A 13,500-nucleotide genomic window follows, 5' to 3' on the forward strand; every position below is an offset into this window, starting at 1 on the left:
TGATCCAGATCAAAGAGTCTTGTGTAGAATCGGGGCCTTCGAATACTTATCTGGATGCTATACATGACAGAACTGAAACGGGGCCTGAAAAGCCGCCATATCCAGCTGATTGCGCTGGGCGGCGCCATCGGTACCGGCCTTTTCCTGGGCATCGCGCAAACCATCAAGATGGCCGGTCCGTCCGTGCTGCTTGGCTACGCGGTGGCCGGCTTCATTGCCTTCCTCATCATGCGCCAGCTGGGCGAAATGGTGGTCGACGAACCGGTGGCAGGCTCGTTCAGCTACTTCGCCGACAAATACTGCGGCCACATGGCCGGCTTCATGTCGGGCTGGAACTACTGGGTGCTGTATGTGCTGGTCAGCATGGCCGAACTGACGGCCGTCGGCATCTACGTGCAATACTGGTGGCCGGCGGTTCCGACCTGGGTCAGCGCCCTCGCCTTCTTCCTGATCATTAACTCCATCAGCCTGGCCAATGTACGCGCCTTCGGCGAAATGGAATTCTGGTTCGCCATTATCAAGGTGGTGGCCGTGGTCGGCATGATCGTGTTTGGCGCCTACCTGCTGGTCTCCGGCAGCGCCGGCCCGGAAGCTACCGTCGCCAACCTGTGGCAGCACGGCGGCTTCTTCCCGAACGGGGTGAGCGGACTGGTGATGGCGATGGCCGTGATCATGTTCTCCTACGGCGGCCTGGAGCTGATCGGCATTACCGCCGCCGAAGCCAGCAACCCGTCCGAAACCATCCCGAAGGCCACCAACCAGGCCATCTACCGCATCCTGATCTTCTATGTCGGCGCGCTGGGCGTACTGCTCTCGCTCTACCCATGGACCAAGGTGGCCGATGGCGGCAGCCCGTTCGTGATGATCTTCCACGCCCTGAACAGCAACTGGGTCGCCAACGCCCTGAACGTGGTGGTGCTGACCGCCGCCCTGTCGGTATATAACAGCGGCGTGTACTCCAACAGCCGCATGCTGTACGGCCTGGCCAAGCAAGGCAATGCACCGAAAGCGCTGCTGAAGGTGAACCAGCGCGGCGTGCCGCTGGCGGCGCTGGGCGTCTCCGCCGTCGCTACCGGCATCTGCGTGGTGCTGAACTACTTCATGCCGGGCGAAGTATTCGGCCTGCTGATGGGGCTTGTGGTGTCGTCGCTGGTGATCAATTGGGGCATGATCAGCTGGATCCACCTGCGCTTCCGCGCCCAGAAGAAGGCCGAAGGCCACGAGACCGGCTTCAAGAGCTGGGGCTACCCGCTCACCAACTACCTGTGCCTGGCCTTCCTGGCCGGCATCCTGGTGATCATGTACCTGACCGACGGCTTGCGCATCTCGGTGTACCTGATCCCGGTCTGGCTGCTGGTCCTGTTCATCGGCTACCGCTTCCGCGGCGTGCCGGCAGCAGCAGCAGCGTAATGGCGAAAGCCGCGCTATTGACGATCCACGGCATGGGCGAGCAGCCGCACGACTATGCCGACGACTTGAAACGCTCCCTGCAGCACCACATGGGAGCAGCTTACGCCGACGTGGACGTCCATAGCGTGTACTACCAGCACCTGCTCAAGCCCAACGAGCAGGCGGTCTGGAAGCGCGTGCACGAAAGCGCCAAGGTCCGCTACGACCAGCTGCGCAAATTCATCCTCTTTGGTTTTGCCGACGCCGCCGGACTGGAAAACCGCAAGGAATTCGACGACTCGGTCTACGAACAGGCCCAGGCCGAAATCGCCCGCGCCCTGCTGGCCATCCACGCCCGCCGCGGACCCGACACCCCGATCGTACTGCTGGCCCACTCGCTGGGCGGGCAGGTCATGTCCAGCTTCATTTACGACGCCCAGAAACGCGCCGGCGGCGGCCAGGTCACGGCCGGCATCTGGAAACCTGGCCGGCTGGCCGACAGCCTGACGCCGGCCCAGCGCAAATTTCTGCAATGCGGCACGGTGCGCGCCTTTGTCACCACCGGCTGCAACATTCCCGTGTTTGTCGCCGCGCACCAGCGCATGCATGTCAAACCGATCACCAAGCCCAATCCCGGTTTCACCTGGCTTAACCTGTACGACCCCGACGACGCGCTGGGCTGGCCGCTGCAACCGCTGGAAGGCGGCTACGAAACCATGGTCGAAGACCGCGCCATCAACGCCGGCCAGGGCTTCCTCGACTTCATGACAAAGAGCTGGAACCCGCTCTCCCACACCGCCTACTGGACTGACGACGACGTCATCAAGCCCCTCGCCGACCTGCTCTAGTCGATCGCTAACTGCAGGGTGTCGTAGTGGCCTGCGGAGTCGATGATGGCGATGCTGTGGGCACCGCTGGGCAGGACCAGGGACTGGCGGCGGGTGGCTCCGGCCACCGCCTGGCCATCGAGCAGCCAGTACAGCCTTCCGCTGCCGCCGACCGCGTCCAGCGTGACCTTTACTTCCTTTTGCCCGGGCGCGGTGCGCAGGCGGCTGCCGTCGCGCAGTCCCATCAGCTTGACGCCGGCCAGGCCGTCGGGTTGGCTGCAGTCGGGCGACCAGGGTTGCAGGCCGTGGGTCTGGCGCTGGCTGGCGGGCAGCCAGGCTTCCAATAGCGCTGGCCAGCGCGCGATCTCGCGCGGCTGCGCGCCGGCCTGGCAGGCGGGCGTGGTGCGGCGGCCGGTGGCGGGGTCGTACCAGGCTTGTTCGAGCAGGCCCTTGCTGCGCAGGCGGTCGGGCAAGGTCGGCGGGACGGTGTCGCGCAGCACCCAGGCGGTGCGCTGGACGTGGCAGTGTTCGGGGGCGGTGCTGGCGGCGGCACTGCCCAGCGGCCAGCAGATCCGGGCGGTGCCGACTTCCGGCGGCCGCACCGCGGGCATGGCGCCGCTGCGCGGCATGGCGAGGGCGATCTGGTGCAACAGCGGTGCGGCGATGTTGGCGCCGAAGAAGCCGGGGTTGGGCGTGCCGTCGGGACGGCCGATCCAGACGCCCATGGTGAAGCGGCCGCTGACGCCGACCGCCCAGGCGTCGCGGAAGCCGTAGCTGGTGCCGGTCTTCCAGGCCAGTTTGACACCGCTGGCGTCGCCTTCCACAAACGGCTGGTCGGGGTGGCCGCCGCTTTCCAGGATGTTGCGGATGATATAGGCGGCGCCGGCGCTCATCATGCGTTGTTCCTGCATCGGTGCGTCCGGGCGGATGCGGGGCGTGCCGGCCATGCCGCCGGCGGCGAAGGCGCGGTAGGCGCCGACCAGTTCTTCCAGGCTGGTGCCGGCGCCACCGAGGATGATGCTGAGGTTGGGCTGGGCGTCGGCGGGCAGCCTGAGTCGCAAGCCGCCGCCGGACAGGCGGGCGGCGAAGCGCTGCGGGCCGATGCGGTCGAGCAGGTCGACAGCGGGTACGTTGAGGGAGCGCTGCAGGGCTTCGGACAGGCTGACCGGGCCGGAGAAGCTGGCCTGGAAGTTGCCGGGGTCGTAGCCGCCGAACGATTGGGGCGTGTCGGCCAGCAGGCTTTCGGAATGCACCAGGCCTTCGTCCAGTGCCATCGCGTACAGGAAGGGCTTCAGCGTGGAACCGGGCGAGCGGATGCCGCGCACCATGTCGACGTGGCTGAAGCGCCGGGTGTCGCTGAAGTCGGCGGAGCCGGCGTAGGCAAGGATTTCCAGGGTTTTGCTATCCATGACCAGCGCGGCCATCGAGACGAAGCGCGGCAACTGGCTGACGCGGTCGGCCAGCATGCGCTCCAGCGTGGCCTGCATGTCGCGGTCGAGGGTGGAACGGACAACGGTGGCTGCTGCGCCGGCGCGACGGGCGCCCTGGTGCAGGCGTTCGGCAGCCAGCGGCGCCAGCCAGGCCAGCTTGGGCGGATTGACGCCGACGCGTTCGAGCAGGGCGTCGTCCACTTCCGCCCTGCTCCACAGTCCGCGTGCGGCCATGCGCTGCAGGACCTTGTCGCGCGCTGCCTGCGCCAGGTCGGGCCGGCGGTCGGGCCGCAGGCGCGATGGCGCTTGCGGCAGCACCACCAGCAGGCTGGCCTCGGCGGCGGACAGCTGGCTGGCCGATTTGCCGAGGTAGCTGCGGCTGGCCATTTCCACGCCTTCGACAATGCCGCCCATCGGGGCATGGTTCAGGTAGAGGGTGAGGATCTCGCGCTTGGACAGGCGCAATTCCAGCTGCACGGCGCGCGCCAGCTGGCGCAGCTTGCCGGGCACGGAACGCGGCACCGGCTCCAGCGCGCGTGCGACTTGCATGGTCAGGGTGGAGCCGCCCGAAACGATGCGTCCTTCGCGCACCCATTGCCAGGCGGCGCGCGCCAATGCGGCGGGATTGACGCCGGGATGCCAGTGGAACCAGCGGTCTTCGTAGCCAAGCAAGGCTTGCAGGTAGAGCGGCGAGACATTTTCCGGCGTGACCGGGATGCGCCACACGCCGTCGGCGTCGGGCCAGCCGCGCAGCGGTGAGCCGTCGCGCGCCACCACCAGCATGCCGGGTGCGTCCTGCGGCAGCGGCGGCGGGAACAGCAGGTCGAGCAGCAGCAAGACAGTGAGCGCCGCCGCCAGCCCGCCACGCACGGGGTGTCGGCGCAGCCAGGCGGCGACGCTCTGCATCATCGATCCACCACGGTGATGGCGTCACCGGCCGGGCCGTGGGCGCGGATGCCGGGACGGTACATGTCTTCGCCGAAGGGGCCCGGCACGGAGAAGCGGCCCGGCGTCACCACGCGCAGCATGTAGAACAAATGAAGTGCGTTGCCGTCCAGCCGTACGGCGGCGACAAAGCGGTCGTCGCGGAATTCGCGGTGCTTGATGCGGTCGTTGGCCATGGCGCTGGCCAGGTTCACGCCTTCCACTTCGAATTCGCCGGCTTGCGGGCCTTGCGACAGGTTGAGGTTCTCCACTTCCAGCCCGGCCGGGATATGGTCGACGATCATGGCGTCCTCGATGCGCTGCGGGGCGCTGGCCTTCAGGCGCACCAGCAGCATGTCGCCGACCTTCAGCGTGCCGCCATTCCACGGCTTCCCATCGGGCTTGAACCACTTGCGTTCGATGGTCATCTTTTCGGAGCTCGGCGCCGGGGATTTGAGCGGGAAGCCGCCCGCCTCCACTTCCACCCACAGCGGGCTGCTGCCCTTATTCTCGATGCTGATGCCTTTGGCGGCCAGCGCCGGGTCGAGGCTGCGCAGCTCCGTGCTGCGCGAGGACAGCTTGGCCGCGCCGTCGGCAGTAGTCAGCACCGCGTCCCACGGTTCGCTGGACGTGCCGCCGGCGGCGCGCGCAGCCAGGAACAGGGCGATGCGCTCCTGCGTGGAGTAGTAATGGCGGCCCATGCGCTCGGCAATCGCAGGCAGCAGGTTCTCGCGCTGCGGGTGCTCGACCTTATGGCGCACCAGCAGTGCATAGGCCAGGCCCTGGTCGCGCAGCGCCGAGCCGTAGTCGCCCAGCCAGTCCCATTCCCAATCGGCGCGGATGCCGTAAGGACGGGCCATGGCGTCGTTCAGCGCGACTTCGGCGCGCTTGGCGTCGCCCATCAGCTGCAACGCGATGCCGAGGTGGACCAGCGGCAGCGGCGAACGGGCCGACTGGCGGTACTGGTCATGCAGCAGGCGCAGCGAGGCCAGCGAGGCTTTCTGGTCGCGCGCCAGCATATAGCCGATGTGGGCCAGCTCGGCGAAGCGCTGGTGGGCGTTGCGCAGCAGCTCGTAGTCGCGGTGCAGGTAGATGCCGCGCGCATCAGGCTTGATGCCGGAAGGGATGGTCACCAGCTGGCTGGCGGCGCCGTTCAGGCGGTCGTTCATCCAGCGCTGCGATTTCTTGACCATGTCTTCCGGCACGCTGAAGCCGGCATCGCGCGCATCCATCAGGAAGGACGTCACATAAGGCGTCAGCCAGCTTTCATACGGGCCTTCGTTGCCCCACAGGCGGAAACCGCCTTCGGCGCCCTGCATGCCGCCGATGCGGCCGATCGCGCCTTCGATGAACTTGGCGCGCTGTTCGCGGCTGCGCGGCTCCAGGCCGACCGACCTGGCGCCCTCTTCGTCGATGAAGACGTGCGGGTAGGCGGCGCTGGTGGTCTGCTCCAGGCAGCCATACGGGTAATCCAGCAAGCCCTTGACGATGCTGCGCACATTCAGCGGCGGCTTGTTCGACATGGTCACGTTCAATGTGGCGGAGCCGCGGAAGAAGCGCTCGGCCAGGCTGGCGTCCAGCTTTTCGGTCGCGCCTGGGGCGATGCGGATGCGGCGTGCATCGACTTCGCGCGCCACCGGCGGCTGCAGCTGGAGCGCGAATTCGCGGTGGATCACGACCGGCTTGGCGCCGCCCGTTTTCACATCCAGCGTAATGCGCGATAGGCCATAAGGTTCGGTCGGCTCGATGGCGAAGCGCAGGATCTTGCGCTGCTTGTTGGCCAGCTTCAGCTTGCGCTCACCCTCGGCCACGCGCAGCAGCTTGTCGGCGCCCAGCTTGATGTCGACATCCTGCTCACTGCCCATCATATTGGTCACGTCCAGCGCCACGGTGGACTTGTCGTTCGGCCCGACAAAGCGCGGCATCGACAGTTCCGCCACAATCGGCGCCGACACCACCACCTCGCGGTCGGTGCTGCCGTAGGCTTCGGCGGTGCTGGCTACCGCCATCAGGCGCAGCGTGCCGTTAAAGTCGGGAATATCGAGCGGCACCTCCGCTTCGCCCTTGGCGTTCAGCTGCACCACGCCGGAGAAGATGTCGACCAGCTTGACCTTCTTGGGCATACTCTTGGTATCGCGCTTGCCGGCGTCGCCGCCCCATTTGATCTTGCCGACCGTACCGTCCATGCGTTCGATCATCTTGCCGTAGATATCGCTCAGCTCAGGGCCGAAGCGGTGCTTGCCGAAGAAGAAATCGAAGGGGTCGGGCGATTTAAAATTGGTGATGCTGAGGATGCCCGCGTCCACCGCCGACACAGTCACCATGGCAGCCTTGCCGGCCGCGCCATCCACCTTCACCTTGGCCATCATGCGCTTGTCCGGCACCACCTGCTGCGGCGCCTGCAGCGCGACCTTCAGCTTGCGGCCCTCGCGCTGCAGCGGCAGCCAGCTCATGCCCACGGCGCGCGCCGGGGTGACGCGGTTGCCCTGGCTGCCCGGGCGGTAGACGATGGTGGAGATATACATATCGGAGCGGTTCCAGGCCCTATCGACCGGCACCGTCACGGTGGTGCCCCCGGTATTGACGGCGACGCGCGTGCTCCACAGCACCTTGTCCGCTTCCACCATCACCAGCGCCTCGCCGTCGTGCGGCGGCAGGATCTTGACGCGGATATCATTGCCCGGCTTGGCGGGCACGCCGTCCAGCTGCAAGCGCACGCGGTCCGGGCGATTGCCGATGCTTTCCGCATCCTGCGCACCCCAGCCGGCATAGAAGCGGTAGCGCGCCACGAGGTTGGTCTCAGGATCGGTCACTTCCAGGCGGTAGGTGCCCCACTGCACCGGCAGCGTCAGTTTGGCGCGCGCCTTGAGGGCGATGGCGCCGTCCTGCTGCACTTCTTCGGCATCCGTATAGCCGGAGTGCCAGCCGCGGTCGGCGTCGAAGCGCCAGTAATACTGCCGGTCTTCACGCACCAGGCGGAATTTGGCCTCCCTGGCCGGCGCGAACTTGCCCGCCGTGTCGACCCGGATCAATTCGAATTCGGCCATGCTGCCTTCGTGCGCCACCCCGCCTTCGAAGGCGGGACGCAGCGCGATCATGGCGTCGGCCGGCCACCACATGCGCTCCACCGAGCGCACCACCGGACGGCCGCCCGATTCGAGCAGGCTGAATGAGGCGCGGACCCGGGCTGGCGACAGCATGCCGTCCTTGACCGGTACGCTGACCGTGGCCTTGCCGTTGTCGTCGAGCGAAGTTTCCGGCAGCTCGCCGCGCTGCTTGTTGGCGTCGTCGGCGAAGTCGCCGAAGATAAAGCCGGGCCATTCCTTCGGCAGCGCGATGCGGGCCCGTTCCTGCGCCACGCTGCCCAGCAGGCGGTTGCCGGCGGCGGGCGCGCCGTACAGGTAGTCGCCCTGCACTTTCACTTCAAAGTCGCCAGCGCCGGCTTGCAGCGGTGCGCTGTCGCTGGCCAGGCCCAGCTTCATGCGCTCGGGCAGGAATTCCTCGACCTGGAAGGTGTACACGGTGTCCGGGCGCTTGGCGGAAGGGTCGGCGCGGAATTCCAGCGTCCACTTGCCGGTGGCCGCATCGGCCGGCAGGTCGACACGCTGCTGCATATAGCCCGGCGTTTTCGGGTTCGGCTGCCAGATCACGGTGCTGGCGACGTCGCCGCCCGGCTTCTTCAGCTCCACCTTGATCGGTGCGGCCGGCAGCGCGCCGCCGGCCGCGTTACGCACCAGCAGCGAGGCCGTGAATTGCTCGCCGGGGCGGTACAGGTCGCGGCCCGAGTAGGCAAACAGCTTGGCGTCGCGCGGCAAATGGCCACCGATGTCGAATTCGGACAAGTCCAGGCCCGGTTCGCGCAGCGAGATCATGGCCATTTCCTTGCCGCGCCGCGCCAGCAGCACCTGCGCCTTGTCCGGCAAGCCGGCCAGCACGCCGTGGCCGTCGCCGTCGGTGCGGCCTTTCAGCAGCACCTTGCCGGCCTCGCCCAGCACTTCGATATCGATGCTGCCGATGCCTTTGCCGGATTTCAGCGAGGTGGTGAAGATGTCGGTGGCGTTGGCGTAGCGCCGCACGTGCAGCCCGATGTCGGTGACGTAGAAATAGGTCACCTGGTAGTCGTAATCAAAGGTGCCGGGGCGGCGCATCACGGCGACGTAGACGCCGGGCTCCTTCAGTTCGGCCACTTTCTCAATCGGCAGGAAGCTGGTCTTGCGGGTGTTCTTGGCGTCGTTGACCACGAAGCGGTTGCTGTACACGCTTTCCGCCACGCCGCGCAGGGCGTTCAGCTGGTAGCCGCCGGTCTGGCCCTTGAAGGCATTGCGGTTGTAATAGTATTCGCAGCAGTTCTCCTCGCCATCCTCCTCGGTCGAGTTGGGGCGGCGGCCGGACACCATGTCCATGAATTTGGAGAGCTTGTCCGTTTCAACGCGCAGGAATTCCACGTCCACTTCCGGCACGTTGACGCTCACCACCGGCAAGCCGCCATTCAATTCCGCCGGCAGCACCGTGCCCTTGCTGGCGAAGAAGAACGACGGCGCCATCTCGTCGCTCTTTACCTCGCAGGCCTGCGCGGCGGCCATCTTCTTGCCGTTTTCGCCGGCCAGCCCCTGCGCCAGTTTGATGTTGTAGACGCGGCCCGCTTTCACGAACGGGAATACCAGCACGCGGGGATTGTCGGCCACCACCCAGGAGCCTTTGACCAGCGCATCCTGCTCGCGCACTTCGATCAGCTGGTCCAGCGGCTGGCCGCTGCCCACCGGGGTGCTGAAGGTGACCGCCAGCGCAGGCCGGTCCTCATGGAGCCGGGCCTGGCAGGCCTTGAATTCAAAGGGAGCGTTGGGATCGGCGACCAGGGCATCGCTGGCGGCGCCTTGCACGCCGCGCGGCTTTTTCAGCCACCAGGAACCGGCGGCGGTTGCCGCCACCACTGCCGCGATTGCGGCGCCAAACAGGACTTTCTTATTCATAGCGCTCCCGCTCACATAAGTGAGCAAATCATACAGGAGCGCAATGCAAAAAAGCTAACCGATTCTAACTTAGAACTGCTCCCATTCGTCGGCGCCGGCAGCATTCGCCACCTTGCGCGGCTGGGCCGGACGCACCGCCACCGCAGTCTGCGCCGCAGGACGGCTGGCGTTACGCAAAGCCGGTTTCATATGGCCGGCATCGATGCGGAAGGCGCTCACCGCGCGCGCCAGGATTTCGGCCTGGTCCTGCATCGCTTGCGAGGCGGCAGCGGTTTCTTCCACCAGCGCGGCGTTCTGCTGCGTCACCTGGTCCATCGAGGTGATCGACTGGTGCACCTGCGCGATGCCGGCGTTCTGTTCCGCCGTCGCGGCGCTGATCTCGGCCACGATATCGGACACCTGCTTCACGCTCGCCACCACATCGCTCATGGTGTCGCCGGCGCGCACCACCAGCTTGGTGCCGGAATCGACTTTCTCCACGCTGTCGTCGATCAGCACCTTGATCTCCTTGGCAGCTGCGGACGAACGCTGCGCCAGGTTGCGCACTTCGCTCGCCACCACGGCGAAGCCGCGGCCCTGCTCGCCGGCGCGCGCCGCTTCCACGGCGGCGTTCAGCGCCAGGATATTGGTCTGGAACGCGATGCCGTCGATCACGCTGATGATGTCCACGATCTTGCGCGAGGAGGCGTTGATCGAATCCATGGTGTCGATCACTTCCTTCACCACTTCGCCGCCCTGCACTGCAATCTGCGACGCGTTCTGCGCCAGCTGGTTGGCCTGGCGAGCGTTGTCCGAGTTCTGGCTGACGGTGGAAGTCAGTTCTTCCATCGACGAGGCGGTTTCCTCCAGCGCCGCGGCCTGCTGCGCGGTGCGGTTATTCAGGTCGCTGGTGCCGGCCGCGATCTGGCGCGAAGCGGTGCTGACCGCGTCGGCCGCCGAACGCGCGGTGCCCACCACGCCGCCGATCTCGCCCAGCAGCTTGTTGAAGGCGGTGCCGGCGTGGCCGATTTCGTCCAGGCGCTCAACATCCACCTGGCGCGTCAGGTCGAGCGTGGTGCTCACGCCTTCCATCGTGCCCTGCATCTTATCCAGGCCGCCGGTAATCACATGGAACATCTTGAAGCCCAGGAAGCCGACGACCAGCAGCACCGCCACGGTCACCATCCACAGGATGGTCACGGCGCGCGAGTAGCTGGCGTCGTTCTCGGCCTTGACCTTGTCGATCAGCTTCTGGTTGTAGGCGATGTGGTCGTCCAGGCCTTTCTTCACGCCGGCCGCACCCAGCGCCAGCGGCGAGCCGGCCACCAGGGTGGCGCGCACGCCATCCATATCGCCCGCATGCGAAGCGGCCAGGAACGGCACCAGGGCCTGGCGGTAGGTTTCCATATTCGCCTTGTCCTGCTCCAGCATCTTGCGGTCGGTGTCGTCGAACACGTTGTTCTTCGCGTAGTCGGCCAGCACCTTGTCGAAGTTGGCGTGGGCGTCGTTGTAAGCCTTGTCCAGCGCGGTCTTGTCCGGCAGGTTGGAGAACACGGACAGGCGGTAGCCGGCCAGGCGGCTGTCGGCCAGCGCGCCCTTGGCGGCATTAATGGCGGAAATACTCGGGATCAGGCGCGTTTGCACCACGTCCATACGCTGCTGCGCATCGCGCAATTGCCACCAGCCCTGCGCGCCGACGAACAGCAGGCCGATCAGGGCGATCGTCAGGGTGATGATCAGTCGATTGCTGATTTTCATGATGGAATTTCCATAACTGTTAAGGGATTAAGCAATATTGCCTAATGACTATCGTAGATGCAAGTAGTTAATACACTATCGCTGGCTTAGGAAGATGCAATTGGCGCCGGGAAATGATGACGCCTATCATCTATTCATCGACGCAACCACCCTTCCCAAGGAGTCCACCATGTCCCCACTCGGCATCTTCCATACCGCACTCGGTTTGCTGGCCCTCGGCTCAGGCATTGCCGCGCTGCTGCGCCACCGCCAGATCAGCCCACGCAGCAAATCGGGCTTGCTGTTTATAGTCACCACCGTGGTGGTCAGCCTGACCGGTCTTGGCATCTTTGCCCACGGCGGTTTCGGCAAACCGCACGCCCTCTCCATCCTGACCCTGCTGGTGCTGGCTGCCGCCTGGCTCGCCGGCCGCTGGAATAAGCGCAAAGTGGAGACGGTGGCCTACTCCTTCACCTTCTTCCTGCATTTCATCCCAGGCGTCACCGAGACGTTTACCCGGGTCCCGGTCGGCAATCCGGTCTTTGACAGTCCCGAAGATCCGGCCCTGATGGCGATCGCGGGCGTGTTGTTCCTGCTGTTCCTGGCTGGCGCGCGCTACCAGCTCAAGGACTCCTGAAACACCGGCGGCTGGCCTTCCACGGCGTAGGCGGTGTCCAGTTCTTCCAGGGCACGGAGTGGCACCGCCTTCAAGGCCGGCGTGGAAGGCGCCCAGCGCCGTTTGGCCCTGGCTTCAAACTCGTCAACCACGCCGGCAATGGCGTAGCCGCTCATGGCCGACAGGCGGCGCCGCGCCTGGGCCTGCGCTTCCCGGATCGACAGCACGTAGCGTTCCACCGTCAAACCCTTGGCGGCAGTCTTGCCGACCTTCTGGCGCAAGCGCATCAGCATATCGGTGTGCTGGGCCAGCAGCGCCAGCAAGCCCTTGTCCGGTTCGGCATTCAGGATGTCGTGGTCGCCGCGCACCAGGTAAGTCGCGGCTTGCGGCTTGTGGTTGCAGGTGATCACGCGGATCTGCCCGCCCACCAGCGAGGTGATACTGAAATAGATACCGTCGCGCATGCGCTCCGGGCCAGCCGACGGCAGCAGTTTCAGCTGCTGGATCTCGATCATGATGCTGGCGTCGGCATCGGTGAACATGGCCGCCACGCCGACCAGCGCACCCGGCATTGGATAGGCGGTGTAATCGCCAAGCGGACGGAAGCCGCGCATCGCCAGCTGGGCAGCGTAATCGTCAATCACGCTCCAGTCCACCTGGTCGCGCACCAGCAGGCTGTCGCGCGCGATGCGGACGTAGGAAGCTGTCTCCAGCAACGGCGCCAGCGTATCGCGGCGAATCCGGTGGGCAGCGCGGAAGAAGGTCAGCAGCGCCACGCTTGCGGCCAGGGCCGCCAGCCACAACAGCTCCTCATGCAGGTCGGCGACTTGCGCTATCACGACGGCCACAACGACGCACAGGCCGCTGGTGATCGCTGAGTTCCAAACCATCGTCTTCTTCAGTTGCAACGCCATGCTTCCTCCCCAAAATGCTGGGGAAAATTATAGCGATACAAGCGGGCTCAAAAATGCACGGATTCTCACCGCCGGGGCGATAAATGCTGGCGGAACCAGTCGCGCGCCAGGCGCGCCACTTCCTCCAGCGCGCCGGGCTCTTCGAACAGATGGGTGGCGCCCGGCACGATATCGATGCGTTTATTGCAATTCAAATTGAGGTAGGCCGATTCGTTCAGTTCTATAACACCATCGTCGCGGCCGCCGACGATCAGCAGGGTCGGCGCCTTCACCCGCGCCAGCGCCACCTGGCCCGCCAGGTCGGGACGGCCGCCGCGCGAGACCACGGCCGCCACGCCATCCCTGCGTTCGGCCGCCAGGTGCAGTGCCGCAGCCGCGCCGGTGCTGGCGCCGAACAGGCCAAGCGCCAGGCCGGCGCCATATGAGGACGCGTCCAGCCAGTCGGCGGCCAGGCCCAAGCGTTCCGTCAGCAGGCTGATATCGAAACGGGTGCGCTGGACCTTGTCTTCTTCGGGGGTGAGCAGATCCATCAGCAAGGTGCCGATGCCGGCGGTGCGCAAGGCGCCGGCGACAAAGGTATTGCGGGGGCTGAAACGGCTGCTGCCACTGCCGTGGGCAAACAGGACAATGCCGCTGGCGCCGGTTGGCAGGTCGAGGGTGCCTTCAATTGCGCCAGCGGGCGTAGGAATGCTGACTGTGGCGTGCTGCATGGTG

At 65.9% G+C, this 13,500-nt stretch carries 8 protein-coding genes; 3 read left to right on the forward strand and 5 right to left on the reverse strand.

Going from position 1 to position 13,500, the window contains the following annotated elements:
- Positions 1–63: 63 nt before the first annotated feature.
- Both AAHE99_RS00560 and AAHE99_RS00565 read left to right on the forward strand, forming a co-directional pair.
- A complete protein-coding gene (locus AAHE99_RS00560) occupies positions 64–1,410 on the forward strand; it encodes an amino acid permease (protein WP_342113317.1) in 1,347 nt (448 codons plus the stop codon).
- Positions 1,410–2,237: a hypothetical protein gene (locus AAHE99_RS00565; protein WP_342113319.1), complete on the forward strand. Its 828-nt coding sequence runs from the start codon at positions 1,410–1,412 to the stop codon at positions 2,235–2,237. Before AAHE99_RS00560 ends, AAHE99_RS00565 begins: the two co-directional genes overlap by 1 nt.
- On the opposite strand, the gene pbpC is transcribed toward AAHE99_RS00565, so the two are convergent.
- The 3 genes from pbpC to AAHE99_RS00580 form a co-directional block, all read right to left on the reverse strand.
- Positions 2,234–4,552, reverse strand: coding sequence for a penicillin-binding protein 1C (pbpC, locus tag AAHE99_RS00570; RefSeq protein ID WP_342113879.1), 2,319 nt, complete (start codon positions 4,550–4,552; stop codon positions 2,234–2,236). The genes AAHE99_RS00565 and pbpC overlap by 4 nt on opposite strands.
- Positions 4,552–9,540: an alpha-2-macroglobulin family protein gene (locus AAHE99_RS00575; protein WP_342113321.1), complete on the reverse strand. Its 4,989-nt coding sequence runs from the start codon at positions 9,538–9,540 to the stop codon at positions 4,552–4,554. The genes pbpC and AAHE99_RS00575 overlap by 1 nt, the downstream gene beginning before the upstream one ends.
- Positions 9,541–9,609: 69 nt before the next feature.
- Entirely contained in the window at positions 9,610–11,277 is a 1,668-nt protein-coding gene (locus AAHE99_RS00580; RefSeq protein WP_342113323.1) for a methyl-accepting chemotaxis protein, read from the reverse strand.
- Between the two features lie 169 nt (positions 11,278–11,446).
- On the opposite strand from AAHE99_RS00580, the gene AAHE99_RS00585 reads away from it, so the two are divergent.
- Positions 11,447–11,893: a hypothetical protein gene (locus tag AAHE99_RS00585; RefSeq protein ID WP_342113325.1), complete on the forward strand. Its 447-nt coding sequence runs from the start codon at positions 11,447–11,449 to the stop codon at positions 11,891–11,893.
- Here the strand turns inward: AAHE99_RS00585 and AAHE99_RS00590 are convergent.
- Together AAHE99_RS00590 and AAHE99_RS00595 are read right to left on the reverse strand one after the other, a co-directional pair.
- On the reverse strand, positions 11,872–12,786 hold the full coding sequence (locus AAHE99_RS00590) for a hypothetical protein (RefSeq protein WP_342113328.1): 915 nt from the start codon (positions 12,784–12,786) through the stop codon (positions 11,872–11,874). The two genes, AAHE99_RS00585 and AAHE99_RS00590, sit on opposite strands and share 22 nt — an antisense overlap.
- Before the next feature lie 65 nt (positions 12,787–12,851).
- A complete protein-coding gene (locus AAHE99_RS00595; protein ID WP_342113330.1) occupies positions 12,852–13,496 on the reverse strand; it encodes a dienelactone hydrolase family protein in 645 nt (214 codons plus the stop codon).
- Between the last annotated feature and the right edge of the window lie 4 nt (positions 13,497–13,500).

The organism is Pseudoduganella sp. OTU4001, assembly GCF_038440195.1.
GTDB lineage: Bacteria > Pseudomonadota > Gammaproteobacteria > Burkholderiales > Burkholderiaceae_D > Rugamonas.

Coding starts and splice junctions, on each gene's coding strand:
- AAHE99_RS00560 (WP_342113317.1), top strand. CDS start 64: ATGACAGAACTGAAACGGGGCCTGAAAAGCCGCCATATCCAGCTGATT.
- AAHE99_RS00565 (WP_342113319.1), top strand. CDS start 1,410: ATGGCGAAAGCCGCGCTATTGACGATCCACGGCATGGGCGAGCAGCCG.
- pbpC (WP_342113879.1), bottom strand. CDS start 4,552: ATGCAGAGCGTCGCCGCCTGGCTGCGCCGACACCCCGTGCGTGGCGGG.
- AAHE99_RS00575 (WP_342113321.1), bottom strand. CDS start 9,540: ATGAATAAGAAAGTCCTGTTTGGCGCCGCAATCGCGGCAGTGGTGGCG.
- AAHE99_RS00580 (WP_342113323.1), bottom strand. CDS start 11,277: ATGAAAATCAGCAATCGACTGATCATCACCCTGACGATCGCCCTGATC.
- AAHE99_RS00585 (WP_342113325.1), top strand. CDS start 11,447: ATGTCCCCACTCGGCATCTTCCATACCGCACTCGGTTTGCTGGCCCTC.
- AAHE99_RS00590 (WP_342113328.1), bottom strand. CDS start 12,786: ATGGCGTTGCAACTGAAGAAGACGATGGTTTGGAACTCAGCGATCACC.
- AAHE99_RS00595 (WP_342113330.1), bottom strand. CDS start 13,496: ATGCAGCACGCCACAGTCAGCATTCCTACGCCCGCTGGCGCAATTGAA.